The organism is Lapillicoccus sp. (genome assembly GCF_036559105.1).
Lineage (GTDB): Bacteria > Actinomycetota > Actinomycetes > Actinomycetales > Dermatophilaceae > Lapillicoccus.
In genome coordinates, this window is record NZ_DATBTV010000108.1 from 20907 (window position 1) to 47720 (window position 26814).

Annotated in this window: 28 protein-coding genes; 15 read left to right on the top strand and 13 right to left on the bottom strand. The window is 70.0% G+C overall.

Going from position 1 to position 26814, the window contains the following annotated elements; genetic code table 11:
- The first annotated feature begins 127 nt into the window (after nucleotides 1–127).
- From VIG79_RS14070 to VIG79_RS14080, 3 genes are all read left to right on the top strand, one after another.
- Nucleotides 128–1312, top strand: coding sequence for an ABC transporter substrate-binding protein (locus tag VIG79_RS14070; RefSeq protein WP_331886673.1), 1185 nt, complete (start codon nucleotides 128–130; stop codon nucleotides 1310–1312).
- A 109-nt stretch (nucleotides 1313–1421) separates the two neighbouring features.
- Nucleotides 1422–2405, top strand: a complete 984-nt coding sequence (locus VIG79_RS14075) for a sugar ABC transporter permease (RefSeq protein WP_331886675.1) — start codon at nucleotides 1422–1424, stop codon at nucleotides 2403–2405.
- On the top strand, nucleotides 2402–3337 hold the full coding sequence (locus VIG79_RS14080; RefSeq protein ID WP_331886677.1) for a carbohydrate ABC transporter permease: 936 nt from the start codon (nucleotides 2402–2404) through the stop codon (nucleotides 3335–3337). Before VIG79_RS14075 ends, VIG79_RS14080 begins: the two co-directional genes overlap by 4 nt.
- Before the next feature lie 72 nt (nucleotides 3338–3409).
- Here the strand turns inward: VIG79_RS14080 and VIG79_RS14085 are convergent, their stop codons facing one another.
- Both VIG79_RS14085 and glpX read right to left on the bottom strand, forming a co-directional pair.
- A complete protein-coding gene (locus VIG79_RS14085) occupies nucleotides 3410–4342 on the bottom strand; it encodes a PfkB family carbohydrate kinase (RefSeq protein WP_331886679.1) in 933 nt (310 codons plus the stop codon).
- Between the two features lie 4 nt (nucleotides 4343–4346).
- Nucleotides 4347–5393 carry a class II fructose-bisphosphatase gene (gene glpX, locus VIG79_RS14090; protein ID WP_331886681.1) on the bottom strand — a complete coding sequence of 349 codons (1047 nt, stop codon included), beginning with the start codon at nucleotides 5391–5393 and terminating at the stop codon, nucleotides 4347–4349.
- A 97-nt stretch (nucleotides 5394–5490) separates the two neighbouring features.
- On the opposite strand from glpX, the gene VIG79_RS14095 reads away from it, so the two are divergent.
- Nucleotides 5491–6141 (top strand): DUF4245 domain-containing protein, encoded by a 651-nt coding sequence (locus tag VIG79_RS14095; protein ID WP_331886683.1) that lies wholly within the window; start codon nucleotides 5491–5493, stop codon nucleotides 6139–6141.
- Here the strand turns inward: VIG79_RS14095 and VIG79_RS14100 are convergent.
- From VIG79_RS14100 to VIG79_RS14115, 4 genes are read right to left on the bottom strand one after another with little or no spacing between them, the layout of a single operon-like run.
- Nucleotides 6107–6358, bottom strand: coding sequence for an exodeoxyribonuclease VII small subunit (locus tag VIG79_RS14100; RefSeq protein ID WP_331886685.1), 252 nt, complete (start codon nucleotides 6356–6358; stop codon nucleotides 6107–6109). The genes VIG79_RS14095 and VIG79_RS14100 overlap by 35 nt on opposite strands.
- Before the next feature lie 10 nt (nucleotides 6359–6368).
- Nucleotides 6369–7640: an exodeoxyribonuclease VII large subunit gene (gene xseA, locus VIG79_RS14105; protein ID WP_331886687.1), complete on the bottom strand. Its 1272-nt coding sequence runs from the start codon at nucleotides 7638–7640 to the stop codon at nucleotides 6369–6371.
- A 25-nt stretch (nucleotides 7641–7665) separates the two neighbouring features.
- On the bottom strand, nucleotides 7666–8310 hold the full coding sequence (locus VIG79_RS14110; RefSeq protein ID WP_331886689.1) for a VWA domain-containing protein: 645 nt from the start codon (nucleotides 8308–8310) through the stop codon (nucleotides 7666–7668).
- On the bottom strand, nucleotides 8307–8708 hold the full coding sequence (locus tag VIG79_RS14115) for a hypothetical protein (RefSeq protein WP_331886691.1): 402 nt from the start codon (nucleotides 8706–8708) through the stop codon (nucleotides 8307–8309). The genes VIG79_RS14110 and VIG79_RS14115 overlap by 4 nt, the downstream gene beginning before the upstream one ends.
- Before the next feature lie 114 nt (nucleotides 8709–8822).
- Here VIG79_RS14115 and VIG79_RS14120 point away from each other — a divergent pair, with 114 nt between their 5' ends.
- Entirely contained in the window at nucleotides 8823–9854 is a 1032-nt protein-coding gene (locus VIG79_RS14120; protein ID WP_331886693.1) for a 4-hydroxy-3-methylbut-2-enyl diphosphate reductase, read from the top strand.
- Nucleotides 9855–9967: 113 nt separating this feature from the next.
- Here VIG79_RS14120 and VIG79_RS14125 read toward each other — a convergent pair whose 3' ends face one another.
- From VIG79_RS14125 to VIG79_RS14135, 3 genes are read right to left on the bottom strand one after another with little or no spacing between them, the layout of a single operon-like run.
- Complete coding sequence (locus VIG79_RS14125; RefSeq protein WP_331886695.1) at nucleotides 9968–10969, bottom strand: CorA family divalent cation transporter; 1002 nt, start codon at nucleotides 10967–10969, stop codon at nucleotides 9968–9970.
- 56 nt (nucleotides 10970–11025) lie between these two features.
- A complete protein-coding gene (locus VIG79_RS14130) occupies nucleotides 11026–12258 on the bottom strand; it encodes a DNA recombination protein RmuC (protein ID WP_331886697.1) in 1233 nt (410 codons plus the stop codon).
- A 40-nt stretch (nucleotides 12259–12298) separates the two neighbouring features.
- A complete protein-coding gene (locus VIG79_RS14135) occupies nucleotides 12299–14086 on the bottom strand; it encodes an NAD(P)/FAD-dependent oxidoreductase (protein ID WP_331886699.1) in 1788 nt (595 codons plus the stop codon).
- 106 nt (nucleotides 14087–14192) lie between these two features.
- Between VIG79_RS14135 and VIG79_RS14140 the strand changes: the two genes are divergently transcribed.
- From VIG79_RS14140 to VIG79_RS14155, 4 genes are all read left to right on the top strand, one after another.
- Nucleotides 14193–15038, top strand: a complete 846-nt coding sequence (locus tag VIG79_RS14140; protein ID WP_331886702.1) for a thioesterase family protein — start codon at nucleotides 14193–14195, stop codon at nucleotides 15036–15038.
- 32 nt (nucleotides 15039–15070) lie between these two features.
- Entirely contained in the window at nucleotides 15071–16156 is a 1086-nt protein-coding gene (ychF, locus tag VIG79_RS14145; RefSeq protein WP_331886704.1) for a redox-regulated ATPase YchF, read from the top strand.
- A gap of 145 nt (nucleotides 16157–16301) precedes the next feature.
- A complete protein-coding gene (locus tag VIG79_RS14150; protein ID WP_331886706.1) occupies nucleotides 16302–16733 on the top strand; it encodes a DUF1801 domain-containing protein in 432 nt (143 codons plus the stop codon).
- 200 nt (nucleotides 16734–16933) lie between these two features.
- Nucleotides 16934–17164, top strand: a complete 231-nt coding sequence (locus VIG79_RS14155) for a helix-turn-helix transcriptional regulator (RefSeq protein ID WP_331886726.1) — start codon at nucleotides 16934–16936, stop codon at nucleotides 17162–17164.
- A 1-nt stretch (nucleotide 17165) separates the two neighbouring features.
- Here the strand turns inward: VIG79_RS14155 and VIG79_RS14160 are convergent, their stop codons facing one another.
- The 3 genes from VIG79_RS14160 to VIG79_RS14170 form a co-directional block, all read right to left on the bottom strand.
- Complete coding sequence (locus VIG79_RS14160; protein WP_331886708.1) at nucleotides 17166–17759, bottom strand: ClpP family protease; 594 nt, start codon at nucleotides 17757–17759, stop codon at nucleotides 17166–17168.
- Nucleotides 17759–18400, bottom strand: a complete 642-nt coding sequence (locus VIG79_RS14165) for an ATP-dependent Clp protease proteolytic subunit (RefSeq protein ID WP_331886710.1) — start codon at nucleotides 18398–18400, stop codon at nucleotides 17759–17761. Before VIG79_RS14165 ends, VIG79_RS14160 begins: the two co-directional genes overlap by 1 nt.
- 132 nt (nucleotides 18401–18532) lie before the next feature.
- Nucleotides 18533–18850, bottom strand: coding sequence for a YciI family protein (locus tag VIG79_RS14170; protein WP_331886712.1), 318 nt, complete (start codon nucleotides 18848–18850; stop codon nucleotides 18533–18535).
- Nucleotides 18851–18881: 31 nt separating this feature from the next.
- Between VIG79_RS14170 and VIG79_RS14175 the strand changes: the two genes are divergently transcribed.
- The 3 genes from VIG79_RS14175 (at nucleotide 18882) to argF (ending at nucleotide 21697) form a co-directional block, all read left to right on the top strand.
- On the top strand, nucleotides 18882–19349 hold the full coding sequence (locus VIG79_RS14175; RefSeq protein WP_331886714.1) for an SRPBCC family protein: 468 nt from the start codon (nucleotides 18882–18884) through the stop codon (nucleotides 19347–19349).
- 267 nt (nucleotides 19350–19616) lie between these two features.
- The gene (locus VIG79_RS14180) at nucleotides 19617–20657 is read left to right on the top strand and encodes an alpha/beta hydrolase (RefSeq protein ID WP_331886716.1); all 1041 of its coding nucleotides are present in this window, start codon (nucleotides 19617–19619) and stop codon (nucleotides 20655–20657) included.
- 26 nt (nucleotides 20658–20683) lie between these two features.
- Complete coding sequence (argF, locus tag VIG79_RS14185; protein WP_331886718.1) at nucleotides 20684–21697, top strand: ornithine carbamoyltransferase; 1014 nt, start codon at nucleotides 20684–20686, stop codon at nucleotides 21695–21697.
- Between the two features lie 25 nt (nucleotides 21698–21722).
- Here argF and VIG79_RS14190 read toward each other — a convergent pair whose 3' ends face one another.
- Nucleotides 21723–22433, bottom strand: a complete 711-nt coding sequence (locus VIG79_RS14190) for a VIT family protein (protein WP_331886730.1) — start codon at nucleotides 22431–22433, stop codon at nucleotides 21723–21725.
- A gap of 409 nt (nucleotides 22434–22842) precedes the next feature.
- Here VIG79_RS14190 and VIG79_RS14195 point away from each other — a divergent pair, with 409 nt between their 5' ends.
- From VIG79_RS14195 to VIG79_RS14205, 3 genes are all read left to right on the top strand, one after another.
- Nucleotides 22843–23277, top strand: a complete 435-nt coding sequence (locus VIG79_RS14195; protein WP_331886720.1) for a (deoxy)nucleoside triphosphate pyrophosphohydrolase — start codon at nucleotides 22843–22845, stop codon at nucleotides 23275–23277.
- A gap of 12 nt (nucleotides 23278–23289) precedes the next feature.
- A complete protein-coding gene (gene typA / locus VIG79_RS14200; protein ID WP_331886722.1) occupies nucleotides 23290–25215 on the top strand; it encodes a translational GTPase TypA in 1926 nt (641 codons plus the stop codon).
- A 4-nt stretch (nucleotides 25216–25219) separates the two neighbouring features.
- The coding region (locus VIG79_RS14205; protein WP_331886724.1) for an ABC transporter substrate-binding protein at nucleotides 25220–26814 on the top strand (1595 nt) is incomplete at its 3' end.

Below are 26814 nucleotides of genomic sequence, written 5' to 3' on the forward strand. Positions count from 1 at the left end.
AAGCGTTACCGCTCTCGCCGCCGTGGCCGTCGCCGGCCTCGCGTCGGGATGCCTATCTTCGGGAACTTCGGGTGGCAGCAGCGGGGAGGGAACCGCTGCCGGCGCCGGCAAGGGCACCATCGAGGTCATGTACGGCCTCGGCGCCGACACCGAGCCGGGCTTCAAGGCGGACGTACAGAAGTGGGCCAGCTCGAACGGCGTCACCGTCAAGTTCACCAAGGCTGCGGCGTGGGACACCGAGATCCGGGCACGCGTCGCCGGTGGCAACCCGCCGGACGTCGGACTCTTCCCACAGCCGGGCCTGATGTGCGACCTGGCTAAGCAGAAGAAGCTCGTCGCCTTCGACGACGCCACCGTCGCGACGGACAAGCAAACGCTGGTTCCTGGCTTCGTTCAGGCCGGAACCTGTGCGGACGGCAAGGTCTACGGCCTGCCGAACGAAGTCAGCGTCAAGAGCCTCGTGTGGACGGACGCCCCGGCCTTCAGTGCAGCTGGCTTCACCCAGCCGAAGACGTTGGACGACCTTCTGACCTTGACCGACAAGATCAAGGCCGCTGGCAAGACGCCGTGGTGCATCGCCGCCGAATCCGCCGCTGCAACCGGTTGGCCGATCACCGACTGGATCGAGGACCTCGTCCTGCGTCTGGCCGGCCCGGACAACTACGACAAGTGGGTCACCGGTGCGCTGAAGTTCAACAGCCCCGAGATCAAGCCGGCATTCGAGTACTTCCAGAAGATCGCCTTCACCGACGCCAACGTCCGCGGTGGCACCAAGTCGATCGTCGCGACGAACTTCCAGACCGGTGGCAACGCGCTCTTCGACAACCCGCCAGGCTGCTACCTGTTCAAGCAGGCGACCTTCGTGGCGAACAAGGGTGGCTTCCCGGACGCCGTCATCGCCAAGCTGGACACCGAGACCCGGCCGTACGCGTTCCCACCCAAGGCCGAGGGCGACAACTCGGTGCTGGTCGCCGGTGACATCGCCGCAGCGTTCAACAACGACGCCAACACGCTGAAGTTGCGCAACTTCATCGCCAGCAAGGAGAACGGAACCGAGCAGGCCAAGGCAGGCTCGTTCTCGCCGCACACGACGGCCGACGTGAGTCTGCTGCCCAACAAGACACTGCAGACGATCGCCTCCGAGGTGCTGTACAAGGCCAAGGCCGCGCGGTTCGATGGGTCTGACTCGATGCCGGCGAAGGTCGGCGCGGGTACGTTCTGGACGGAGCCGGTCAAGTGGCTCTCGGGCCAGCAGGACCTGGATACCACGCTGAACAACATCGACGCCAGCTTCCCGAAGGCCAGCAGCTGATGTCATGAGCCGGCAGTCGCGGGGGGACTAGGGTCTCCCCGCGACTGCCCGGTGAAACCCGAACTCCAGCTCCACGCTCAGACCGTCGTTGTAGGAAGGACTGGGTCCCTTGGCTATCAAGATCGCCAACGCGCTGCTCGCCATCATCGGCGGGATCGGTGGCGCGATGTTGTTGTACTGGTTGTTGAACAAGCTCGCCGAGTCGTTACCGGGCCGTTGGGAGGACCGGGTCAAACCGTGGATGTTCGCGGGGCCCGCGATCCTGGCCATCGGCGCCTATCTGATCTACCCGGCGGTCGTGACGCTGGTGTACAGCTTCCAGAACGAGGACAACACGGCCTGGGTCGGGGTCAAGAACTACACGAGCCTGCTGACCGACCCTTCCTTCCTCCAGGTGCTCTTCAACAACCTGCTGTGGATCATCGTGGTGCCGGCAGCCACGGTGGTGTTGGGTCTCGGTGTCGCGGTCCTCGCCGATCGGCTGCGGCCCCAAGGGGAGAAGCTGAGCAAGACGTTCATCTTCCTGCCGATGGCGATCAGCATGGTCGCCGCGGCGACGATCTGGCGTTCGATCTACGAGTACCAACCGGCCGGAGCGCCGCAGACGGGTCTGCTGAACGCCATCTTCGGGTTGTTCAACAAGGGCCCGTTCTTCTGGTACTCGATCGACACCCTGCACTTCAACAGCCTGCTGCTGATGATCATCCTCATCTGGACCCAGGTCGGGTACTCCATGGTGCTGCTCTCCTCCGCCATCAAGGGCGTTCCCGAGGACACCGTGGAGGCGGGCCGGATCGACGGTGCGGGGGAGCGGCGGATCTTCTTCAGCATCGTCGTCCCGCAGATCTGGCCGACGGTGATCACCGTCTTCATCACCGTGTTGATCGGGGTGATGAAGGTGTTCGACGTCGTCTACGTCACCACCAACGGCGCCTTCAACACCGACGTGATCGGGCGACGGTTCTTCGACGAGATGTTCACCCAGGGCAACAACGGTTTCGCGTCGGCGATCGTCGTCATCCTGATGATCGCGATCATCCCGATTCTCATCTACCAGGTCCGTCACTTCCGGGCTGAGGAGGCCAGCCGATGAGTACCACCGTCCAGCCCGGAGTCGGCGCCCCCGAGGCGAAGCCGCCGGCCCAGGTTCTCCGGCAGACCAAGACGGGCATGGGTCCGGGCAGCGCGACCTTGCCAGTCAAGATCTTCATCATCGTCCTGTGCGTGCTGTGGATGATCCCGGTCCTCGGTCTGCTCATCAACTCCTTCCGGCCCCGGGACGAGCAGCTGAGCTCCGGCTGGTGGACCGCGATCTTCAGCCCCTTCTCCACTGGCTGGACGATCCAGAACTACGTCCAGGTCCTCACCACCGATAATGCCGGCGTCAACATGGGCACGGCGTTCATCAACAGCTTCGTCGTGACCGTGCCGGCGACGGTCATCCCGATCCTCATCGCCGCGTTCGCGGCCTACGCGTTCACCTTCATGCAGTGGAGGGGCCGCGACATCGTCTTCATCATCATCGTCGGCCTACTCGTCGTACCCAACCAGGTGGCCCTGGTCCCGCTCCTCAAGATCTACGGCGCCATCGGCCTCACCGGAACCTTCCCTGCCATCTGGCTGGCCCACATCGGCTTCGGCATGCCGCTGGCCATCTACATCCTCCGCAGCTACATGGCCACACTGCCACTGGCGATCATCGAGTCGGCCAAGATCGACGGGGCCAGCCACTTCACGACCTTCTGGCGGCTGATCATGCCGATGTCGGTGCCGGCGCTCGCATCGTTTGCCATCTTCCAGTTCCTCTGGGTCTGGAACGACCTGCTCGCCGCGCTGCTGTTCCTCGGCCGTGGTGACAACACCATCCTCACCGTCGCCCTCCAGGGCCTCCAGGGCCAAACCGGGGCGGGCCGCGAGCTCATCCCCTCCGCCGGGTTCGTCACCATCCTTGTCCCGTTGATCGTCTTCCTCTCGCTGCAGCGGTTCTTCATCCGCGGCATGACGGCGGGAGCGGTCAAGGGCTGACCGGCCCTTCTCACCAACAGGTATGCCGCGTCCCCGGTCGGGACGCGGCATACCTTTGTGTCGTAAGGGTTTTCAGTCGAGCTCGGAGCGCCCCGGGCTGTAGGCGCCGGCCTTGGAGACGGTGATCCCACCAGTCGTCACGGCCCGCTCGACCGCCGGCCGGACGTCGTCGAGGGTGGCCGTGGCGAGCCGCTCGCGCGCCTCCGTCGACCCGAGTAGCCCGGCATCGAGCAGGCCGGAGACCAGCCCCGCCATGAACGAGTCGCCGGCGCCGACCGTGTCGACCAGTCCCGAGCTGCGAGCCTCGCAGGTGGCGACCGAGCCGACGTGGTGCAACGCATACAGGGCGCCCTCGCCGCCGCGGGTGACGACGGTGAGGGACGCTCCGAGGGAGCCCCAGTGGCGCAGGACGTCCGGGACGAACCGGTCGGGGTAGAGCCAGGCGATGTCCTCGTCGCTGGCCTTGACCACGTCGGCGAGGGCGATGAACGCCTCCATCCGCGGGCGAACCTCGTCGGGGGAGCCCATCAGGCTCGGCCGCGCGTTGGGGTCGTAGGAGATCGTCGCCGTCGCGCGGGCCTGCTGCACGGTGACCAGGGTCTGCGAGCCGCCCGGCTCGAGGACGGCCGCGATGCTTCCGGTGTGGAGATGCCCGAAGCCCGCGAGGTCGGCGATCGCCGGGACCTGCCACGTGATGTCGAAGTCGTAGGTCGCTGCGCCCCCGGCGTCCAGGACTGCTCGGGCGACAGAGGTGCGGGCGGCGCCGTCACTGCCGGCGACGACCCTGGCGCCCTTCTCGGCGCAGCGGTCCGCGATGCGCCGTCCCCAGTCGTCGCGACCGAACCACGTCGCCAGCGACACGTCGTGGTCCAGGGCGCCGAGGCCGAAAGCGACGTTGGCCGGGGAACCGCCGACGTGCAGCTCCGGTGGCTCCGAGCCTCGTTCCACGGCGTCGATGAGGGACTCGCCGACGACGAGGACCGGGGTGGAGGAGGGGTCAGTCATGAGGTCACCGGTCCCAGGCGGGGTGGACGAAGTCGAGGTGGCCGTACGCGTTGACCTTGTGGAACTGGTGCTGCGCCTCGATGGTGCGGATCGTCCCGCTGCGCGACCGCATCACGAGGGAGTGGGTCGTGGCGCCCCCGGAGCCGTAGCGAACTCCCCGCAGGAGCTGGCCGTCGGTGATCCCGCTCGCGACGAAGTAGCACTCCCCGCTGACCAGGTCCTCGGTCGCGAGGACGGCATCGAGGTCGAGGCCGGCGTCGACCGCCTTCTGCCGCTCGTCGTCGTCGGTGGGCGCCAACCGGCCCTGGATCACACCGCCCATGCACCGGATCGCGCAGGCGGCGATGATCCCCTCCGGGGTGCCTCCGACGCCGAGCATGAGGTCCACGCCCGTACCGGGCCGGGCGGCCATCACGGCGCCGGCGACGTCGCCGTCGCTGATGTAGTAGAGCCGCGCGCCGGCGTCGCGGATCTCCTCCGCGAGGCGGGTGTGCCGTGGTCGGTCGAGCATGACCACGGTGACGTCCGAGGGGCGCTCGTTCTTGGCCTTGGCGACGCGTCGGATGTTCTCGCGCACCGGGAGGCGGATGTCGACGACGTCGGCCGCATCGGGTCCGGTGGCGAGCTTGTCCATGTAGAAGACGGCGCTGGGGTCGTACATCGTGCCCCGCTCAGCGACGGCGAGGACCGAGACCGCGTTGCTCATCCCCTTGGCGGTCAACGTGGTTCCGTCGACCGGGTCGACCGCCACGTCGACCTCGGGACCGGTCCCGTCGCCGACCTGCTCGCCGTTGTAGAGCATCGGCGCGTTGTCCTTCTCGCCCTCGCCGATGACGACGACGCCGTTCATGCTGATGCTCGAGATGAGGTGGCGCATGGCCTCGACCGCGGCGCCGTCGGCGCTGTTCTTGTCACCTCGCCCGACCCAGCGACCGGCCGCCATGGCGGCGGCCTCGGTCACCCGCACCAGCTCGAGAGCGAGGTTGCGGTCGGGACGCTCCGACGATGTCGGTGGTGGGGCAGGGCTGAAGGGGCTGCTCGTGGAGGTCATTGCTCGGCTCGTCCTCGCCTCTCGTCCGCCATCGGCACGCGCCCACCATAGGGGAGTCGCGTTTGGTTCCCCGAGTCTCCCGGGAGACGATGGGGACATGAGCTCGCCGGGCCCGGTGCCACCGCCGAGCGTCCCCGAGGACGCCTTCCGGGTGACGCCGCCCGACGAGACGGCTACCGACGAGCAGGCGCCGCCCCCCCGCAGCCGCTACAGCCTGGGGACCTACGGCAACATGGTCCGGTCCCTGCTGGTGATCCTCGGGATGGTCGCGGTCCTCGTCGCGATCGTCCCCCGGGTGCAGAGCATCCAGCAGCCACCGGTCGACGCGTCGTCGGTCGTCACCGACGCGGCTCGGCAGAGCGGGCTCCCCTTCGACGCCCCCGTCGGGCTGCCGGACGGCTGGTCTGCGACGAACGCTCGGTATGCGTCGAGCACCGACGGGCTGCCGACCTGGCAGGCCGGGTGGAGCACGCCGAAGGGCGACTACGTCGCGATCCGCCAGACCAAGACCGCCAGCCCCGCGTGGCTCCAGGCCGCGACCAGCGGGGGTCGACAGACGGGGACGACCGACATCGCCGGGCGCACGTGGACGAGGTACTACGACGCCGAGAACAAGCGGACCAGCCTGGTCTGGGTGCCCTCGGGCGCGGACACCGCGACCTCGATGGCCACCGTCATCACCGCCATCGCGGACGACGACGAGATCGTCACGTTCACGACGGCGCTGAAGCCGACCCAGACTCGCTGATCTGGCGCTGCGCGCCGTCCAGCCAGGCGGTGCAGTGTGCCGCGAGCGCCTCACCGCGGCGCCACAGCCGCATCCCCTCCTCGAGGGGGAGCTGACCGCTCTCCAGCTGCGCGACGATGGCCGTGAGCTCGTCTCGTGCGTCCTCGTAGGACAGCTCGGCGACGTCGGCGATCTCGGCGGCGTCATCCTGCGGACCGGGCTCGGTACGTGCGGCCATATCGACCACCCTAACCAGCCGACGCGGGCGGACCGCCGTCCGGACCGGCGACCGGGCGGACCCCGAAGTCGCCGCGCGCGACGCGTACCCGCAACAGCTCGTCCCGCTGCACCTCCTCGCGCGAGACGACCACCCGGCCGTCACGGTGCTGCACCACCGCATACCCGCGTTCGAGGGTCGACTGCGGCGAGAGGCTGCGGACGCGGGCGCCGAGGTGGCGAACCTCGTCCTCGGCGCGCAGGACGCGGGTGAGCAACCGTTCGCGGGACCGGTTGCTCAGTCCCACCACCAGCTCGCGCTGCCGGGTGACGAGCGCCGTGGGGTCGGCCATCACCGGGCGGGACCGGAGTGCCTGAAGGACCTGCCGCTCGTGGTCGAGCCGGCGGGACAGCGCCCGGTGGACCCGGGCGAGCGACTGCTCGGTGGCGCGGAGCTCGCCCTCGGCGTCGGGAACGACCCGGCGCCCCGCGTCGGTGGGCGTGGAGGCGCGCCAGTCGGCGACGAAGTCGAGCAGCGGGGTGTCGACGTCGTGGCCGATCGCGCTGACCACCGGGGTGAAAGCCTCGGAGACGACGCGCAGCAGCGTCTCGTTCGAGAACGGCAGCAGCTCCTCGGCGGCGCCGCCACCGCGGGCGATGACGATGACGTCGACCTCGGGGTCGGCATCCAGGTCCTTCACCGCGGCGCTGACCTCGGCCACCGCCGTACTGCCCTGGACGGCGACCTCCCGGATCGCGAACCGCACCGAGGGCCAACGACGCCGGGCGTTCTCGACGACGTCCTTCTCGGCGGCGCTGCCGCGTCCGGTCACGAGGCCGACCTGTCTGGGCAGGAACGGCAGCGGCCGCTTCCGGTCGGGGTCGAAGAGCCCCTCCTGAGCGAGTCGCTGCTTGAGGATCTCGATGCGCGCCAAGAGGTCGCCGACACCGACCGGCCGGATCTGCCGCGCATCGAGCATGAGCGTGCCGCGCTTGGGCCAGAACACCGGCTTGGCCTGCAGGACGACGCGGGCGCCCTCGTCCAGCGGCGTGCCCATCGCCGCGATGGCGTGTACGGAGATCGACGCCGACAGCGACATGTCGACGTCGGGGTCGCGCAGGACGAGGTAGGCGGTGGTGCCGCGCCGGTTGATCTGCACCACCTGCCCCTCGACCCAGAGCGGCGACATCTTGTCGACGTAGTCGGCGATCTTGAGGCTGAGGACCCGGACCGGCCAGGGCTGCTCGGCGCTGGTGTCGGCCGCCTTCTCCGGGAGCGACGCGCCCGAGGATGAACCGGTCACGGCCACACCCTAGGCGCGGGCACCCTCACTCCGCCGTGGCCTCGGCCCGCTCCTGGTCGGTGTATGCCCGCATCGCCGCAGCGGGGTTCGCGGACCGCGCGCGGCGCAGGTCGGCGACCAGCGCGGAGGTGGCGCCCATGGCCGCCTTGGCCGAACCGCGGCTCCACGTCATCGCGTGGTCGGCGGCGATGCCGAGTCCCTGGCCGATCTCGACGGCGTCCTGGTCGGCGCCCATGTAGAGGAACTGCCAGCCGTAGTCCTTGGTCTGCTGGTCGACGAGGGCCTTGATCGACGCGTACGTCCATTCGCGACTGGCGTTCTCGTAGCCGTCGGTCATCACCGCGACGACGACGGTGCCGGGACGGTCGTGCTCCGGCAGGGCAGCGAGCCGGGCGCCGGCGTCGACGACGAGGCGTCCGATCGAGTCGAGCAGAGCGGTGCTCCCGCGGGGCTCCAGCACCAGCGACCCGACCTGGGTGATCGGTAGGTTGGCGAAGACCAGCTCGTACTCGTTGTCGAACCGGGCCAACGTCATCCGGCACTCGCCGGTCGCGGACCTCTGCTCGGCCACGAACGCGTCGAAGCCGCCGACGATGTCGGACTTGATGGACTGCATCGACCCGCTGCGGTCGAGGAGGACGTAGAGATGGGTCAGGTCGGAACGGGTCATGTCGTCCTCCTCGGACGGAACCGCATGGGTGCTCGCGGCTCCTGGTCGGTGTTGTCCGGGCCGGGCTCGGGAGTGCGTCCGGTCTCGTGGTCGTACCTCGCCCGCTCGACGCCCGACGCCGTCACGCGGCCGCTCTCGTTCGCATACGGGGCGAGCATCGGAGTTCGGGCGAGCCGGGGCCCGACCGCGTTCTCCGACAGTCCGGCGCCGGCTCCGACCGAGCGCAAGCTGGTCCGGCCGGTCACGAGCGCCTGCGCCATGGTGTCGTCGATGAGGTCGGTGAGCCGATCGGCGGCCGCCCGCAGGAGGGGCAGGGCCTGCGCCGGTTCCGAGCTCTCCGCGGCGGTCGTCAGGGCGTCGCGGATCGCGTCGTAGCGGGGGTCGGCGGAGGTGGACATGACACCGAGTGTACCGCAGAAACTGCGGTACAGGAAGAACTTCGGGTATGCGGGAAGTTCGGCTGCGCAGTAGTCCAGACCAGGGTCTCGGACCCGCCCACGTAGCATGGACGCATGTCCGGCCTCCCCACGACCACTCCCAAGCGGGTCCTCCTGGCCGCTCCGCGAGGCTACTGTGCCGGCGTCGACCGGGCCGTTGTCACGGTCGAGAAGGCGCTCGAGCTCTACGGCGCGCCGGTCTACGTCCGCAAGGAGATCGTGCACAACAAGCACGTCGTCACGACCCTGCGGAAGCGTGGCGCGATCTTCGTCGACGAGACGGACGAGGTGCCGGAGGGCGCGACCGTCATCTTCAGTGCACACGGCGTCGCGCCGGTCGTCCACGACGAGGCGCGAGCCCGGAGTCTCAAGACCATCGACGCGACCTGCCCCTTGGTGACCAAGGTGCATCGCGAAGCCGTTCGCTTCGCCGACGCCGACTTCGACATCCTGCTCATCGGGCACGAGGGTCACGAGGAGGTCGTCGGGACGGCGGGCGAGGCTCCCGAGCACATCACCCTCGTCGATGGTCCCGAGGACGTCGTCAACGTCGAGGTGCGCGACCCGGACAAGGTCGTCTGGCTGTCCCAGACCACGCTGTCCGTGGACGAGACGATGGAGACGGTCCGGCGGCTGCGGGAGCGTTTCCCGAAACTGCAGGACCCCCCCAGCGACGACATCTGCTACGCCACCCAGAACCGACAGGTCGCCGTCAAGCAGATGGCGCCCGAGTGCGACCTCGTGCTCGTCGTCGGCTCTCGCAACTCGTCGAACTCGGTCCGCCTCGTCGAGGTCGCCCTGGACCATGGTGCCCAGGCCGGGCACCTCGTGGACTTCGCCGACGAGATCGACGAGGCCTGGCTGGACGGCGTCTCGACCGTCGGCGTCACCTCGGGGGCGAGTGTGCCGGAGGTCCTGGTCCGCGACGTCCTGACCTACCTCAGCGAGCGCGGGTACGGCGAGGCGGAGACCGTGGTGTCCGCAGAGGAGTCGCTGCTCTTCGCCCTCCCGACCGAGCTGCGCCGCGACCTCAAGGCGCGGTCCGGGAGCGAGCCCGACCAGGTCCGCCACGACCCGTCCAGCCTGGCCGCCGGCGCTCTGCGCTGACCCGCACCCCCGCCGCCTGGAGCCGCGGCGCAGCCGTGGAGAGGCCAACTTCGGTCGTTATCCGCGGCGAATAGCGACCGAAGTTGGCCTCTCGGCGAGATGGAAACCGGAGGTCACCACCAGCCCTGTCGCTTCGCCCAGCGCAGCAACCAGATCGAGATGGTCCCCATGATGACGAGGAGGATCGTCAGCAGGATCGGGTCCGAGTGGTCGTTGACGATGACGTTCATGCCCAGGACCGACGAGATCGCGGTGATGGGCAGAGTGACCGCGGCGATGACCGCCAGCCGCTCCGCGGCGATCGTCATCCGCGTGTCGGTGCGGCCGCGGTAGAAGTCCGAGACGCCCGTGAGGAAGTCGAGCTGGCTGGTGGCGATCCGGTCGAGCCGCCGGTAGCGGTCGCGCAGGTCCTCGATGATCTCGAGGTCGGCCTCGGGCAGGTGCTTCAGTACGCGGGTGCACCGGGTGAGGATCTCGCTGCTCTGCGACGCCATCGTGCGCACGGTGATGAGGACGTGCCGGACCATGAACAGCTCGTCGAGGAAGGACTGCGGGTTGTTGTCGTCCATGTGCGCCATGACGCGCTTCTCCAGCCCGCCGACCTCCTCGGCGAGCTCGTTGACCGAGGTCTCCTCCGCCGCGGTGAGGGTCGCGATGATCCACCCCATGAGGACGACCGGCGACGTGGCCTTGAACCGCCCCGCACTCAACCGCTTGGCCACCTCTGCGGTCTCGGTGAGCATCGCCGAGATGGGCACGACCGGGTTGCGGGGGCCGTGCACCGACACGAGGTAGTTCGGGCCGACGAACAGGTCGAGCTCGAGGTAGTGGACGTGGCCGCCCTCACCCCGCAGTGGGCGATGGAGGATCAGCATGAAGTGGTCGGGGTAGCCGTGCATCCGGGGCACGTGGGCGCGTTCCATCGCCGACTGGACGGCCCGCGGGTGGAAGCCGAAGCTCGTCGTCAGCGTGGTGGCCGTCTGCTCGGTCGGCTCGGCAACGTCGAGCCAGAGCCAGCCGTCGTCGCGGCCCAGCAGCTCGTCGAGGTCGGCGTTGACGACCTCTTTCGCGAGTCCGGAGTCCCGCTCGACCCAGAACACCGTGTCCTCAGCCACGTGCTGAACTTTATCGCCGGGTCCTGGGAACGGCCTCGGCGCAGGCCAGGGTCTCGTCAGGCGGTCCGAGCCCCTCCGTCGCGCTCGTGGGCGGTTCCGAGGTCGAGGGCCGGGCGGCCGACCTCGGCATCGAGGGCGGCCAGGTCGCTCTCCGGGGTATGCGGGTGGAGCCCGTCGTCGGCGGTCTCGACCAGCTCGAAGGCGGTCAGCGGGCGCGGCGTCGCGTCGAGCGGGACCAGCCGCTCGATGTCGCGCTCGACCACGCCGAGGTCACGCATCCGGCGAGCGGTCGGAAGCACGCGATGCTCCAGCGAGCCGACGAAACCGTTGTAGGCCTCGACCGAGCGGCGCAGCGCGGCCCCCATGGTCTGGGTGTGCGCGCCGAGCGAGCCGAGCCGTTCGTGCAGCTCGCGCCCGACGGTCAGCAGCTCGCGGGCGTTGTGCGAGAGGGCGTCCTGCTGCCACGTGAACGCGACCGTCCGCAGCAGGGCGAGCAGGGTGGCGGGTGAGGCGAGCACGACCCGGCGAGCCATCGCATACTCGTGCAGCTCGGGGTCGTGGGCCAGCGCGGCCGTGAGAATGGCCTCCCCGGGCACGAAGCAGACGACCATCTCCGGCGTCGTCTCGAAGGCGGACCAGTACGCCTTGCCGGCCAGGTTGTCGACGTGTCCGCGCAGCGCCTTGGCGTGCGCGGTGAGCCGGCCGCTGCGCTCCGCGGCTGTGATCCCCTCACGCTGGGCGGCGAGGAAGGCCGTCATCGGCACCTTGGCGTCGACGACGAGACACTTGTCGCCTGGCAGCCGGACCACGACGTCGGGGCGGACGCGTCGGTCGTCGGCGCTGGTGCCGGTCACCTGCTCCTCGAAGTCGCAGCGCGCCAGCATCCCCGCGTGCTCGAGGACCCGGCGCAGCTGCACCTCGCCCCACATCCCGCGTACCGACGAGGCGTTGAGCGACCCCACCAGCGACGCGGTCTGCGCTCCGAGCTCGGTGGTGGTCCGCGCGACTCTGGCCATCTCGGCCGCGACCTCGCTGAACTGGGCGACCCGCTCGCGCTCCAGGTCGTGCACCTGTCGCTCGACCCGGTCGAGGCTGGACCGCAGCGGCGCGATCATCTGAGCCGTCTCGGAGTCCTCGCTCAGCGTGGCCTCCAGGTCGATAACGCGCTCGCGCAGCAGGTCGCGCTCCGCACCCGCGGTCGCGAGGCGGACCGCATACCGCGAGCGCACCCCGAGCCATGTCAACAGCGCGCCCAGCAGCAGCCCGGCCAGCGCGACGAGAACCTCCATGTGCTGGAGCGTGACACCCCGCACCGACAAAACCTCGGATCTACCTCCGGTGGTGCGACTCCTGCAGCCCGTAGACGGGAGTGTCGAGGCCCTCGTACCGCGCCCGCAGCTGCAGCGCGAGGAACTGCGAGTAGTGCCGCGACTGGTGCAGGTTGCCGCCGTGGATCCAGAGGTTGGGCACGTTGGTCGGCTTCCACATGTTCCGCAGCTCGCCCTCCCACGGGCCCGGGTCCTTGGTCGTGTCGGAGCCGTAGCCCCACACCTTGCCGACCCGGTCCGCGACCTCGGTCGAGATGAGCGTCTCGAGGAAACCGTTCATCGACTGGTACCCCGTCGCATAGACGACGACGTCCGCGGGCAGGGACGTGCCGTCGTCGAGGACGACCGCGTCCTCGGTGAGGTGGTCGACCTGGCCGTGCACGACCGGGACCCGCCCGTCGATGACCAGCTGACCCGCACCGACGTCGATGTAGTAGCCCGAGCCGCGCCGGAGGTACTTCATGAACAGGCCGGAGTCGTCCTCGCCGAAGTCCAGGTCGAACCCGGCCGCTCGCAAGCCGTCGTAGTACTCCTTGTCGCGCACCTGGGCCTCGTCGTACGCCGGCTTCACGGCGCCGGCCATGATCCGGTAGGGGAGCGACGCGAAGATCAGGTCGGCCCGCTCGGTGGTCACCCCGTTGGCGACGGCTCGCTCGGAGTAGAGGTCGCCGAGCGCGAGGTCCATCAGCGACTCGCTCCTGATGAGGTGCGTGCTCGACCGCTGCACCATCGTCGGGGTGCCGCCGGCCTCCCACACGGCCGCGCAGATGTCGAACGCCGAGTTGTTCGACCCGATGACGACGACGTTCTTGTCGGCGTACGCGTCGCCGCCCGGGAAGTCCGAGGAGTGGTGCTGCTCGCCGCGGAAGACGTCCTGACCCGCATACGTCGGCCGGTTCGGGTACCCGCTGACCCCGAGGGCGATGACGAGCTGCTTCGGACGGAGCTCGACGTCGGTGCCGTCGCGATCGACGGTGACGACCCACTCCTCGGCGTCCTCGTCCCACCGCGCGTTGCGGCACTCGGAGCGGGTCCAGTAGTTGAGCTCCATCAGCGCGACGTAGTGCTCGAGCCAGTCACCGAGCTTGTCCTTGGCCGCGAACACCGGCCAGTGCTCCGGGAACTTGAGGTAGGGCAGGTGGTCGTACCAGACCGGGTCGTGGAGGTGGAGTGACTTGTAGCGCTTCCGCCACGAGTCGCCGGCCCGGTCGTTCTTCTCGAGGATCACCGTCGGGATGCCGTGCCGCTTGAGCCGGGCGCCGAGGCCGATGCCGCCCTGGCCGCCGCCGACGATGACGACGTACGGCTGCTCGCTGTCGCCCAGTGCGGCGTCCTGCTCGGTCTTGCGCTCCAGCCACGACCGGCGACCCTTGGTGACCTCGTGCTCGACGCCCTTCTCTCGTCGGTCGCCGAGCGGCTCCTCGAAGCCCTTCAGCTCGACCATGGTGGTGAGCAGGGTGAACGCCTTGCCGTCCTGGAGCCGCAGGTGGCCGAAGCCGCGCGCCTCGGCGGTCTCGAACGCGATCCACGCCTCCTCGGCGCCGGCCTCGCCGGTGGCCGGTTCGGAGAGCGACCACCCCTTCGGCTGCACCCGGGGGAGGGTCGCGCGCAGCATGTCGGCGATCTGCTCGGGGCCCTCGACCGTTGTGATGTTCCAGGTGAAGGCGACGAGGTCGCGCCACAGGCCGTCGTCGGTGAACAGGGCGGCGGCCGCGTCGGCGTCACCGGCGGACAGCGCCGAGTCGAAGGCGTTGAGCCAGCTCTCGACGGCCTGGCTGGTCTCGGGCATCGGTTCTCCTCACGTCGGCGTGGGTGGCTGGACCCATTGCACTCGGGTACGCCTGCTCAGGCAACGTCCGATCGGGCAGGCGAGATGGTCTGGTAGAGATGGCGTCATGGCGACCGGGCGGTTCGAGTTCGACGAGGAGACCACGGTCGAGCCCGTCGAGGGGCGGAACGACGCCTACGTGGGTTCGTTCAGTGAGGGCTGGCGGATCGGCAACGGGGTCAACGGTGGCGTGATCATGTCGCTGGCGACGTCCGCGTTGCAACAGCGGCTGGACCGCGAGGGAGCGCACGGCGACCCGCTGGCCTTCAGCGGCTACTTCCTCACCCCGTCGGGAGCTGGGCCCGTCGAGGCGACGACCGAGGTGCTGCGGATCGGTCGCACCTTGTCGACGGGGCAGGTGTCGATCGCGCAGCCCGGCGCCGACGGTGCGCTCGTCGAGCGGATGCGCGGGCTCGCCAGCTTCGGCGACCTCGACGTGTCCGCGGAGGTGATGCGGACCGTGGCGGCGCCGGACATGCCCCCGCCGGAGCAGTGCCTCTCGGCGCAGGAGGCGCCCCCGACCTTCCTCGCCGCGGCCTCTCTCCTCGACCGGCTCGACCTGCGGATCGACCCCGCCACCGCCGGCTGGGCCGCCGGCCATCCGAGCGGTGCCGGTTCCATGCGCGGGTGGCTCCGGATGCGCGACGGCCGTGAGCCGGACCCCGTGATGCTGCTCTTCGCGCTCGACGCGCTGCCGCCGGTGGCCTTCGACCTCGGGATCCTCGGGTGGGCGCCGACGCTGGAGTTCACCGGCCACATCCGACGTCGCCCCACGGCGGGCTGGCTCCGCGTCGCGCTGTCGAGCCAGAACGTCACGGCCGGCCTGATGGAGGAGGACGCCGTCGTCTGGGACAGCGAGGGGCACTTCGTCGCACAGTCCCGGCAGCTGTGCGGAATTCGGACCCAGCGCTGACGTCGGCCGCAGCCAACTAGACTCTCGGCTTCGTGGCTCTCACCATCGGCATCGTCGGTCTGCCCAACGTCGGCAAGTCGACCCTCTTCAACGCGCTGACCAAGAACTCGGTCCTCGCGGCGAACTACCCGTTCGCGACCATCGAACCGAACGTGGGCGTGGTCCCGCTGCCGGACGCCCGGCTCGGCGTCCTGTCGCAGCTGTTCGAGAGCGAGAAGACCGTCCCCGCGACCGTGTCGTTCGTTGACATCGCCGGGATCGTCCGCGGCGCCTCCGAGGGGGAGGGTCTGGGCAACAAGTTCCTCGCCAACATCCGGGAAGCCGACGCGATCTGCCAGGTGATCCGGGTCTTCGAGGACGACGACGTCGTTCACGTCGAGGGCAAGGTCTCGCCGGAGGGCGACATCGAGACCATCAACACCGAGCTGATCCTCGCTGACCTGCAGACGTTGGAGAAGGCGGTTCCGCGGCTGGAGAAGGAAGCGCGGATCGCCAAGGACAAGAAGGGCGCCCTCGACAACGCGGTCGCAGCGCAGGCGGTGCTGGAGAAGGGCGACACCCTGTATGCGTCAGGTGCCGCCGCCGGGGTCGACCTCGCCGAGGCGAGGGCCTTGTCCCTGCTGACGACCAAGCCGTTCATCTACGTGTTCAACCTGTCCGAGGAGCAGCTCGTCGACGCGCCGCTGAAGGCTCGGCTGGCCGCGCTCGTGGCGCCGGCCGACTCGGTGTTCCTCGACGCCAAGCTCGAGTCCGACCTGTCCGAGCTCGACGCCGAGGAGGCGCTGGAGCTGCTGCAGTCGGTCGGCGCCGAGGAGTCCGGCCTCGACCAGCTGGCGCGGGTCGGGTTCCACACCCTCGGGTTGCAGACCTACCTCACCGCGGGCCCCAAGGAGTCGCGGGCGTGGACCATCCACCAGGGGTGGACCGCTCCGCAGGCGGCCGGCGTGATCCACACCGACTTCCAGCGCGGGTTCATCAAGGCCGAGGTGGTCTCGTACGACGATCTGGTCGCCGCGGGGTCGATGAACGCCGCGAAGGCGGCCGGCCGGGTCCGGATCGAGGGCAAGGACTACGTGATGGCCGACGGCGACGTGGTCGAGTTCCGCTTCAACGTGTAGAGGTTTCGCGCGTCACCGGATCACGCTTTCACCAGGGATATCCATGGCGACACCGCCATCCGGTGGAGCGTTGGTACCCGCGGGGCAGCCGAGGCGAGCCACGCGGGGCGCAGACGTCGAGGAGGTCGCTAGCATCGAGCTCGAGATGGATACCCCTCAGCGGGTCGAGGCGTACCTCGCCGGTCAACCCGAGCCCAAGCAGACCGACCTGCGACAGCTGCACGAGCGGATGCTGGCGGACTTCCCCGGGTGCCGGCTGTGGTTCGACGACGGCACCAACGAGCACGGCAAGGTCGTGTCCAACCCCAACATCGGCTACGGCACCCACACCATCACCTACGCCAACGGATCGTCGCGGGAGTTCTATCGCATCGGCCTGAGCGCCAACACGACGGGCATCTCGGTCTATGTGCTCGGCCTCGACGACAAGACCTACCTGGCGCGCACCTACGGGGCCTCGATCGGCGCCGCCAGCGTCACGGGCTACTGCATCAAGTTCACACGCCTCTCGGTCATCGACGCCGAGACCCTTCACGCGGCCATCCGACACGGCATGACCGTCGATCAGCACGGTTGATCGCCGGCATCACCTGCTCGCGATGGTCGTCTTCGCTCGTAGCGAACGCATGGCGCGACGCCTCGCCCGGATGCTCCCGGACGGCTACCGTCGCGAAGATGGGTGACGTCGTACCGCTACTGCCTCTCGGGGATGCGCGGCGTGGTGACGTGGAACGACTGTGGCGACAGGGTCTCGGTGACCAGCTGCGCGCCGATCGAGTGCGACGCGGTGAGCGGATCTCCGACGTCGCTCATCGTGCTGGTGTGTCGCCCCAGTACCTGTCCGAGCTGGAGCGGGGCAAGAAGGACCCGTCGTCCGAGATCATGTCGGCGGTCGCCGGGGCGCTGGATCTGACGGTGGCGGAGCTGACCCTGTCGACCGGCCGCCGGCTGGCGGCTACGCAGGCGGCGTCGAACCGCACCTCCGGTCCGGTCTGCCTGGCCGCCTGACTCAGCCTGGTCGGCTGGTGATGACCGAGTCGACCACGCCGTACGCCACCGCGGCGTCGGCGGTGAGGATGAGCTCGCGTTCGGTGTCCCGGCGGATCTGCTCGGTCGGCCGCCCGGTGTGCGAGGCGAGGATCAGCTCCTGCATCAACCTGACGCGCTCGACCTCATCGGCCTCCAGGATGAGGTCGGGGATCGCGCCGCGGCCTTCCGCCGCCGGGGCGTGGATGACGACGCGGCCGTGCGGGAGGATGCTCCGGCGCCCGGCGGCACCCCCAGCCAGCAGTACCGCTGCCGTCGCGGCGGCCTGACCGACGCAGGTGGTCTCGACGGGCGGCCGGACGAACTGCATGGCGTCGTAGATCGCCAAGGTCGCGGGGATCGAGCCGCCGGCGGAGTTGATGTACAACGAGATCGGCGTGTCGGGGTTGTCGTTCTCCAGGTGGAGGAGCTGGGCGATGACGGCGTTGGCAACCCCGTCGTCGATGCCGGTTCCGAGGTAGACGATCCGGTCGGCGAGGAGCCGGCTGTAGATGTCGACGGTCCGCTCGCCGTTGCCGCTGCGGGTCGTCACATAGGGGATCGTGTAGCTGCTCATCAGGCAGACCCCCGCCGGTCCGTGCTCCCGGTCCCCACCGCTGCCAAGCCGATCGCTGTGCGCCGGCGCGGCATGACGTCGTCGAGAGAGCCCACGATGGAGTCGATGAAACCGTAGTCCAGTGCCTCCTGCGCGGTGAACCACCGGTCGCGGCGCGAGTCCTCCTCGACCTGCTCGACCGACTGCCCGGTGTCCTCCGCGATGCACGCCAGCACCGTGTCGCGGGTGTGGCGTAGGTCGACGGCCTGAATGGCGATGTCCATCGCGGTGCCTCCGATCCCCGCAGATCCTTGGTGCAGCAGCACCTTGGAGTGCGGCATGGCCGACCGCTTGCCCCTGGTCCCCGAGGAGAGCAGGAACTGGCCTGCGCTGTAAGCCATCCCGAGGTTGACGGTGCGAACGTCGTTGGGGATGGCACGCATACAGTCGCGGATGGCCAGCATCCCCGGCACCGATCCCCCCGGTGAGTTGATGAGCAGTCGGATGTCGGCCCCCGGGTCCTCGGCTGCGAGCAGGAGAAGGGCGTTGCACAGCCGGTTGCTGTTGCGGTCCTCGAGGGGTTCGCCGAGCAGGATGGTCCGGCTCTCATAGAGGCTCCGGTAGAGCTCGTGGTCCAACCGCTGCCCGGGATCGTCGTTCATGGCTCCACCCTTGGTCACGACACCACGACGCGGAAGAGCGCGCTGCTCAGAGCAGCGCTGCCGGGAGCAGCGCCGTCGACCCACCCAGAAGGCCGGCCTCACGGTGGGCGCCGAACACCCCGGCGGCGCGAGTCAGTCGCCGCGCGCCATGACGACGTGCCACGGGCGGACCTGGACCTCCAGCACGCCGCTCACCACCGCCTGGTCGTCCTGGGTCGCCAGCCGGGTCGCGGTGTCGAGGTCGGGCACCGCGAGCACCGTCATCCCGTTGCCGGGCTCGTCGGGCAGCGGTCCCGCCGCCACGAGCTCGCCGGCCATCACTCGGCGTTGCAGGAACGCGTAGTGCTCGGCGATTCCCGGATGCTCGAACACCGACTGCCCCTCGGCGACCGCTCCGCCTCGGGTGTGGAGCAGGACGTACCAGGTGCGCGGCGATGCGGACTCGGACATGACGGCCAGCGTCCCACGCATACTTGACACCATGGCCGAACCCGACACCGACGTCGACCAGCCCCGCGTCGTCTCCGCGAGCCGCGAGATCGAGGCGGCGGCGGCGACGATCTTCGAGCTCATCGCCGACCCGGCGCAACAGCCGCGCTGGGACGGCAACGACAACCTCGCGGAGGCCGCCGCCGGGCAACGGGTCCGGGCGCTCGGCGACGTGTTCGTCATGACGACCACCAAGGGCGCGACGCGGGAGAACCGGGTCGTCGAGTTCGAGGAAGCCCGACGTGTGGCGTGGCTGCCGGCCGAGCCGGGGACGCCGCCGCCCGGCCACCTGTGGCGGTGGGAGCTGGAGCCGCTGGACGACACGCATACGCGCGTCACCCACACCTACGACTGGTCCGGGCTCACCGACGAGAAGCGGCTCGGGCGCGCGCGATGGACGACGTCGGAGCGCCTGCAGGCCTCGATCGACCGGCTCGCCGCGATCGCCGAGAACCCCTGAAGGCACCGAAAAGCCCGGTCCCACCGGGACCGGGCGTAGGCGACGGTTCACGTACCACAACGGGCCAACCGTCAAAGTTTTCGGTGCTGCGCTCCCGCGAACGCATGTTCACAAGGAGTGCCTCAAGTCTGTGGTGATACGTAGCCGCGGCGAGAAAGGTTTGCCCAGACACGCCGGGACGCCACCGAATCGTGACCGAACGGCCGACCGGCCATCGGGCCTAGGTGCTAGAACGGCGCCACCCGCATAGTTCGAAGGAGCCCCCAGATGGCCGAGCTCGTCCCCCAGATGGTCCAGACCCCGCGTCTCGCGATGAACGTGTGGACCAGTGGCCCCGAGGACGGGCGCCCCGTCCTGCTCGTCCACGGCAACATCACCACCGGGGGCTACTGGCGCTACGTCGCCGACCTGCTCCCCGACGACGTGCGGGTCATCGCTCCAGACATGCGCGCGTTCGGGCGGACCGAGCAGAAGCCGATCGACGCCACCCGGGGACTCGGCGACATGGTCGACGACGTCCACGGCCTCCTGGAGACCCTGGGTCTCACCGGACGGGGGGATCTGGTCGCGGCCGGCTGGTCGATGGGTGGCGGGGTGCTGCAGCAGTACGTCGTCGACCACCCCGGCGACCTCGGTGCGGCCGTCCTCGTCGCCCCCATCAGCCCCTACGGCTTCGGCGGGAGCACGACTGCCGACGGGGCCATGGCGAGCCAGGACCGCGCCGGCAGCGGTGGGGGGACGGCGTCACCCGACTTCGTCCAGCGGATCAAGGACGACGACCGCTCCGACACCGAGGGCAGCCCCCGCCGTGTCCTGCAGGCCTACTTCGGCGCGCGGGGCAACGCCGCCAACGTCGACGAGGACTTCCTTCTCGACGAGACGCTGCTCACCGCCATCGGCGACGACTTCTACCCGGGGTCGTCGACGACGTCGGAGGCATGGCCGGGCATCGCCCCCGGCGACCGCGGCGTTCTCAACGCGATGGCGGCGGGGTACTTCGACGCGTCCGGCCTTCCCGACGTCGAGGACAAGCCCGCCCTCACCTGGGTGCGCGCCATGGAGGACCAGGTCATCTCCGACACGTCGGCGTTCGACCTCGCCTTCCTCGGTCAGATCGGCGCGGTCCCCGGCTGGCCCGGCGCCGACACCATGCCGCCGCAGCCGATGCACCAGCAGATCCAGGCGGTGCTCGACCGGTATGCGGCGAACGGCGGCGAGGTGCGGGTGGTCACCCTCGAGAGCTGCGCCCACGGCGTGCCGCTCGAGGACCCGCAGGCGGTGGCGGACGCGATCACCGCGCACCTGTGAGGTCGCCGGACTCCTAGCATGGGCCGGTGTCCCACACCACCACGACCTCGCTGACCGGCCGGTCGTTCCTGCGCGAGCTCGACTTCACACCGACCGAGTGGTCGTCCCTCGTCGACCTCACGCGCACCCTCAAGGCCGAACGCGCCGAGGGCCGCGAGGTCCAACGGCTGGTCGGCCGCACCATCGCGCTGGTCTTCGAGAAGACCTCGACGCGGACACGGTGCGCGTTCGAGGTCGCGGCCTACCACCAAGGCGCCCACGTCACCGTCCTCGACCCGTCGTCGAGCCAGATCGGCCACAAGGAGTCGGTCGCCGACACCGCACGGGTGCTGGGGCGGTTCTTCGACGGGATCGAGTACCGGGGGGCCGCCCAGGAGACCGTCGACACCCTGGCCCGGTATGCGGGGGTGCCGGTCTGGAACGGGCTCACCGACGAGTGGCATCCGACCCAGGCCCTGTGCGACGGGGTGACGATGCTCGAGCACGCCGGGAAGCCGGCCGAGGAGATCGCCTTCGCCTACGTCGGTGACGCTCGGTTCAACATGGGCAACTCGCTGCTCGTGCTGGGTGCCCTGATGGGGATGGACGTGCGGATCGTCGCTCCGGTTTCGCTGCAGCCCGCGGCGGAGGTCGTCGATGCCGCACGGGCCGTGGCCGCCGGCACCGGCGCCCGGGTGACGGTCACCGACGACCCCGCCGCCGGCGTCCACGGCGTCGACTTCGTGCACACCGACGTCTGGGTGTCCATGGGGGAGCCGAAGGACGTCTGGGCCGAGCGCATCGACCTGCTCTCGCCGTACCAGGTCAACGCCCACCTGATGGAGCGGACCGGCAACCCGGCGGCGCGCTTCATGCACTGTCTCCCGGCGTACCACGACCTCGGCACGGCCATCGGGCGCGAGATCCACGCGGAGTTCGGGCTGACCGCCCTCGAGGTCACCGACGACGTCTTCGAGGGGCCGTCCTCGGTTGTCTTCGACCAGGCCGAGAACCGGCTGCACAGCATCAAGGCGGTGCTCGTCGCGACGCTGGGCGGCTGAGCGGCCGGCCCCGACCCGCCTACGGTCAGAGGTGAGGGCCGACGAGCACGCCGATGCCGTAGGTCACGGCCATGGCCAGGAGGCCGCCGGCGACGTTGCGCGCCACCTGACGGGTCGGGGACATCCCGCCGAGCCGGGCGCTGACCACCCCGGTGATGACGAGCGCGACGAGGACGGCGCCCACCAGGACGGCCGCCCAGACCGCGTGCGGCGCGACGACGACCGCCAGCAGGGGGAGTAGCGCGCCGACCACGAAGGACCCCATCGACGCGAACGCCGCGTGCCACGGGCTGGTGAGGTCGTCCGGGTCGATCTGCAGCTCGACCTCCGCGTGCGCCGCGAGCGCGTCGCGGGCGGTGAGCTGAACCGCGACCTGGCGGGCGAGCTCCGGTTCGAGGCCCTTGTCCTCGTAGAAGTGGGCCAGCTCCGCGAGCTCGGCCTCGGGCTCGTCGCGCAGCTCGCGACGTTCCTTGGCGAGCATGGCGTTCTCGGTGTCACGTTGCGTGCTCACCGACACGTACTCGCCGACGGCCATGCTCAGCGCCCCAGCCACGAGGGCGGCGACACCGGCGGTGAGGACCGGCCCGGGTTCGGCCGTCGCACCCGCGACGCCCGCGATGACGCCGGCGGTCGAGACGATGCCGTCGTTCGCGCCGAGCACGCCCGCGCGGAGCCAGTTCAGCCGTGCTCCGGTCGACCCCTGGTCGCCGTGGGGCTCCTCGTGCGCGGCGAGCATCGCCTCGGGGTCGGTCGCGTCCACGGCTCCATCGTTCCCGCCCGGCAGGGCGTTGTCATCCAAGGAGAGGCTCACCAAACCGGTCCTATGCGTGGTCTCGGCGTTCGCGGTCGCAATGCCTACAAGGACGTCCTGTGGCCGTGGCTGGTGCTGCCGAAGCCTGACCTTCGGCCGCTGTCGGTGCGGCCACCGGCCATCGCGCCGTAGCTCGACGTGCTGCTCGCGGCGCTGGCCATCGCGACGATCATCCCGGTCGCCATCTTCCTGGTGTTCCAGCGGGTGTTCCTGCGCGGTGGCGGTATGGAAGGTGCGGTCAGGGCTGACCGCGGTCCACCACGCCGCCCACAGCTCCGCACGTGCGGAGAAGAGCGCGCGGGAGGGCTCCGGTCCAGGGGCATACCGTGGCCGCGTGGAACCGCTCGAGGTCGTCGCGGCCGCGATCGTCGACGATCTCGACCAGCCGACCCGGCTCCTGGCCGCCCGCCGCACCGAACCGCCGGCGCTCGCGGGTGGCTGGGAGTTCCCGGGCGGCAAGGTCGACCCGGGGGAGTCGGCCACCGAGGCCCTGCACCGCGAGATCCGCGAGGAGCTCGGCGTGGCCATCCGGACCGGGTCCTCGGTCCCGGCACCCGACGGCGACGGTGGCTGGCCGCTCGGCGACCGGCACCGGATGCACGTCTGGCTCGCGGTGGTCACGGAGGGCGACCCGCAGCCCATCGAGGATCACGATGCGTTCCGGTGGCTGGACCGCTCCGACCTGTATGCCGTGGCCTGGCTCCCGGCCGACCTGCCCATCGTCCGGGCCCTGGAACGGCTGATGGTCGGGAGCACTCCGAACCCCTGAGACAATTGGGGCATGGCTCCCCGCACCCGCGACGACATCAGGAACGTCGCGATCGTCGCGCACGTCGACCACGGCAAGACGACGCTGGTCGACAAGATGCTCTGGCAGTCGGGCGCGTTCGGTGAGCACCAGCACGTCGACGAGCGCGCCATGGACTCCGGCGACCTCGAGCGCGAGAAGGGCATCACCATCCTCGCCAAGAACACCGCGGTCCACTACCGCGGCAAGTCGGCGGCCGAGGCGGGCCTTCCCGGCGGGGTGACGATCAACATCATCGACACCCCCGGGCACGCGGACTTCGGCGGCGAGGTCGAGCGCGGCCTGAGCATGGTCGACGGCGTCGTCCTGCTCGTCGACGCCTCGGAGGGGCCGCTGCCGCAGACCCGGTTCGTCCTGCGCAAGGCGCTGACCGCGCGGCTGCCCGTCATCCTCTGCGTCAACAAGGTGGACCGCCCGGACTCGCGGATTGCCGAGGTGGTCGAGGAGACCTCCGAGCTGTTCCTCGACCTGCTCGAGGACGACACCGCCGACGCGGCCGACCTGCTCGACTTCCCGGTCGTCTACGCGTCGGCGAAGACCGGTCGCGCCTCGCTCACCCAGCCCGAGAACGGCACCCAGCCGGACGGGACCGACCTGGAGGCCCTCTTCGCGACGATCCTCTCGACCATCCCCGCGCCGGTCTATGACGACGAGGCGCCGCTCCAGGCGCACGTGACGAACCTCGACTCGTCGAACTTCCTCGGCCGGCTCGCCCTGCTCCGGGTCTACAACGGCACCATCGCCAAGGGCCAGACGGTGATGTGGTGCCGCCACGACGGGTCCCGCAGCCCGGTGAAGATCACCGAGCTGCTGATGACCGAGGCTCTGGAGCGCAAGCCGGCCGACAGCGCCGGCCCCGGCGACATCATCGCGGTCGCCGGCATACCGGAGATCACCATCGGCGAGACCCTCGCCGACCGGGACGACCCGCGGCCGCTGCCCCTCATCACCGTCGACGAGCCGGCCATCTCGATGACCATCGGCACCAACACCAGCCCGATGGTCGGCCGGGTGCGCGGGTCCAAGGTCACCGCGCGGATGGTGCTCGACCGCCTCGACCGCGAGATGGTCGGCAACGTCTCGCTGCGGATCCTCCCAACCGAGCGCCCCGACACGTGGGAGGTGCAAGGTCGCGGAGAGCTCGCCCTGGCCATCCTCGTGGAGCAGATGCGCCGTGAGGGCTACGAGCTGACCGTCGGCAAACCCCAGGTGGTCACCCGCGAGATCGACGGCAAGCTGTACGAGCCCGTCGAGCGGCTGACCATCGACACGCCCGAGGAGTTCCTCGGCACGATCACCCAGCTCCTGGCCGCCCGGAAGGGCCGGATGGAGCAGATGACCAACCACGGCACCGGCTGGATCCGGATGGAGTTCCTCGTGCCCTCGCGCGGGCTGATCGGGTTCCGCACCGAGTTCCTCACCGAGACGCGCGGTACCGGCATCGCCCACCACGTATTCGAGAACTACGAGCCCTGGTTCGGGGCGATCACCACGCGTACCAGCGGGTCCCTCGTGTCCGACCGCTCCGGCGTCGTCACTGCCTACGCCATGGTCAACCTCCAGGAGCGGGGGAGCCTCTTCACCGAGCCGACCACCGAGGTCTACGAGGGCATGATCGTCGGTGAGAACTCGCGCGCCGACGACATGGACGTCAACATCACCAAGGAGAAGAAGCTGACCAACGTGCGGGCGGCGTCCTCGGACAACTTCGAGAAGATCGTCCCGCCCCGCGCGCTCAGCCTGGAGCAGTCCCTGGAGTTCTGCCGGGAGGACGAGTGCGTCGAGGTGACCCCCGAGGCGATCCGCATCCGCAAGGTGGTCCTCGACCAGACGGAACGGGCGCGAACCGCCTCCCGGGCGCGGTCGGCGCTGAAGACCGAGGCTGCCGCGAGAGCATGAGCCGGTGACGGCACGGGCAGCGCGTCGGGGACTCGCGGCCACCCTGGCGGTGGGCTGCGCGCTGCTGGGTGCCTGCACGACCAGGCAGGCCGACGCCACGGGGATCCCGACCGAGCGCGGCGGGACCCTCCACGTCCTCGTCGACTCGCGGGTGGAGGCCTGGGACCCCCAGCGGATCGGCACCGACAGCGAGTCGGCGTTCGCGGTCCGGACCTTCGTGCGCACCCTGACGGCCCAGGCACCGTCCGGTACCGGCTTCCTCCCCGGGCTGGTCGGTGACCTCTCGACGACGACGGGCGTCGCGCAGGACGGCGGCAAGATGTGGGTCTTCTCGCTCGTCAGCGACGCTCCCTGGCAGGACGGCCGGTTCGTCAGCTGTGCCGACGTGAAGTACGGCGTGTCCCGCACCTTCGCGACCGACCGGATCACCGGCGGGTCGCAGTACGCCCTCGAGCTGCTCGACATCCCGTCGACCACCGACGCGCAGGGCCGCGTCGTGTCCGCCTACAAGGGGCCGTACTCCGGCGTCGGCCAGGCTCTCTACGACAAGGCGGTCACCTGCGACGGGCAGGAGATCACCTTCCACCTCAAGACGCCCCGCTTCGACTTCGACCAGATCGTCTCGCTGCCGGCGTTCGCACCGGCCCGCCAGGACCAGGACACGGACCGCACGAACCGGGACCCACTGTCGGTGTTCGCGTCGGGCCCCTACATGCTCGAGGGCGTCTGGAAGCCGGGCGAGGGCGGCCGGTTCGTGCGCAACCGCAAGTGGGAGCCCCGCGACGACCCGATCCGCGACGCCTGGCCCGACGTCATCGAGGTCGAGGAGGGGCTGCCCACCACGACGGTCGCGCAGCGGCTCCTCGACAGCAAAGGCGATGTCGACGCGACGGCCATCACCTTCGCGAACGCGCCGGCGGTGATGGACGCTCAGCTCCAGGCGCCGGCGGCTGCCGCCCGGACCAGCCGGCCGGACAGCGGAGTCGTCGACGTCCTCCTGCCCAACGTCAGGACGCCGGCGATGAGCAACCCTGCGGTGCGCCGCGCCTTCGCCGTCGCCACGAGCCGGGAGGCGTATGCGTCCGCCGAGGGATCGCCGATGACGCCGACCACCTCGGTGCTCGCCCGGGCCATCCCCGGCCGTCCCGTGACCGACCCCCCCGGTATCACCATGGCCGGCGACCCGGCCGCGGCCAGGGCCGCCCTGACGGCCGTCGGGATCGCGACCCCGGTGAGGCTGCGGCTCGGGTATGCGCCGTCGGAGGCCGCGACCCGCGCCCTGACCGCGCTGCTGCCGGGTTGGGAGCAGGCCGGGTTCTCGGTGAGCCTCGTCCCGCGGACCACCGGCCCGGACGTCGTCGATGTCGAGCTCGGCCAGGTGTCCGCCGCCTACCCGAGCGGGGGAGCCGTCCTGCCCTCGCTGGTCGGCCGGCTCGACGACCCGGCGCTCTCGGCGGCGGCGGCGGAGGCCGAGGGAACGTCCGACACCACGTCCCGCAACCGGGCGTGGGGCGACCTCGACGCCACCCTGACGACGGCCGGCGACGTGGTCCCCCTGGCCGAGCGGCAGCGCGTACTGCTGCGCGGAACCGGCATCCA

Bases quoted from the DNA above. Each gene is read 5' to 3' on its own strand.
- VIG79_RS14180 (WP_331886716.1), top strand. From the start codon at position 19,617: ATGGCCGAGCTCGTCCCCCAGATGGTCCAGACCCCGCGTCTCGCGATG.
- VIG79_RS14115 (WP_331886691.1), bottom strand. From the start codon at position 8,708: ATGTCCACCTCCGCCGACCCCCGCTACGACGCGATCCGCGACGCCCTG.
- VIG79_RS14165 (WP_331886710.1), bottom strand. From the start codon at position 18,400: ATGAACGACGATCCCGGGCAGCGGTTGGACCACGAGCTCTACCGGAGC.
- VIG79_RS14130 (WP_331886697.1), bottom strand. From the start codon at position 12,258: ATGGAGGTTCTCGTCGCGCTGGCCGGGCTGCTGCTGGGCGCGCTGTTG.
- VIG79_RS14100 (WP_331886685.1), bottom strand. From the start codon at position 6,358: ATGGCCGCACGTACCGAGCCCGGTCCGCAGGATGACGCCGCCGAGATC.
- typA (WP_331886722.1), top strand. From the start codon at position 23,290: ATGGCTCCCCGCACCCGCGACGACATCAGGAACGTCGCGATCGTCGCG.
- VIG79_RS14080 (WP_331886677.1), top strand. From the start codon at position 2,402: ATGAGTACCACCGTCCAGCCCGGAGTCGGCGCCCCCGAGGCGAAGCCG.
- VIG79_RS14085 (WP_331886679.1), bottom strand. From the start codon at position 4,342: ATGACTGACCCCTCCTCCACCCCGGTCCTCGTCGTCGGCGAGTCCCTC.
- VIG79_RS14070 (WP_331886673.1), top strand. From the start codon at position 128: ATGTACGGCCTCGGCGCCGACACCGAGCCGGGCTTCAAGGCGGACGTA.
- VIG79_RS14170 (WP_331886712.1), bottom strand. From the start codon at position 18,850: ATGTCCGAGTCCGCATCGCCGCGCACCTGGTACGTCCTGCTCCACACC.
- VIG79_RS14135 (WP_331886699.1), bottom strand. From the start codon at position 14,086: ATGCCCGAGACCAGCCAGGCCGTCGAGAGCTGGCTCAACGCCTTCGAC.
- VIG79_RS14140 (WP_331886702.1), top strand. From the start codon at position 14,193: ATGGCGACCGGGCGGTTCGAGTTCGACGAGGAGACCACGGTCGAGCCC.
- VIG79_RS14175 (WP_331886714.1), top strand. From the start codon at position 18,882: ATGGCCGAACCCGACACCGACGTCGACCAGCCCCGCGTCGTCTCCGCG.
- VIG79_RS14160 (WP_331886708.1), bottom strand. From the start codon at position 17,759: ATGAGCAGCTACACGATCCCCTATGTGACGACCCGCAGCGGCAACGGC.
- VIG79_RS14095 (WP_331886683.1), top strand. From the start codon at position 5,491: ATGAGCTCGCCGGGCCCGGTGCCACCGCCGAGCGTCCCCGAGGACGCC.
- VIG79_RS14120 (WP_331886693.1), top strand. From the start codon at position 8,823: ATGTCCGGCCTCCCCACGACCACTCCCAAGCGGGTCCTCCTGGCCGCT.
- VIG79_RS14190 (WP_331886730.1), bottom strand. From the start codon at position 22,433: ATGCTCGCCGCGCACGAGGAGCCCCACGGCGACCAGGGGTCGACCGGA.
- VIG79_RS14110 (WP_331886689.1), bottom strand. From the start codon at position 8,310: ATGACCCGTTCCGACCTGACCCATCTCTACGTCCTCCTCGACCGCAGC.
- glpX (WP_331886681.1), bottom strand. From the start codon at position 5,393: ATGACCTCCACGAGCAGCCCCTTCAGCCCTGCCCCACCACCGACATCG.
- VIG79_RS14150 (WP_331886706.1), top strand. From the start codon at position 16,302: ATGGATACCCCTCAGCGGGTCGAGGCGTACCTCGCCGGTCAACCCGAG.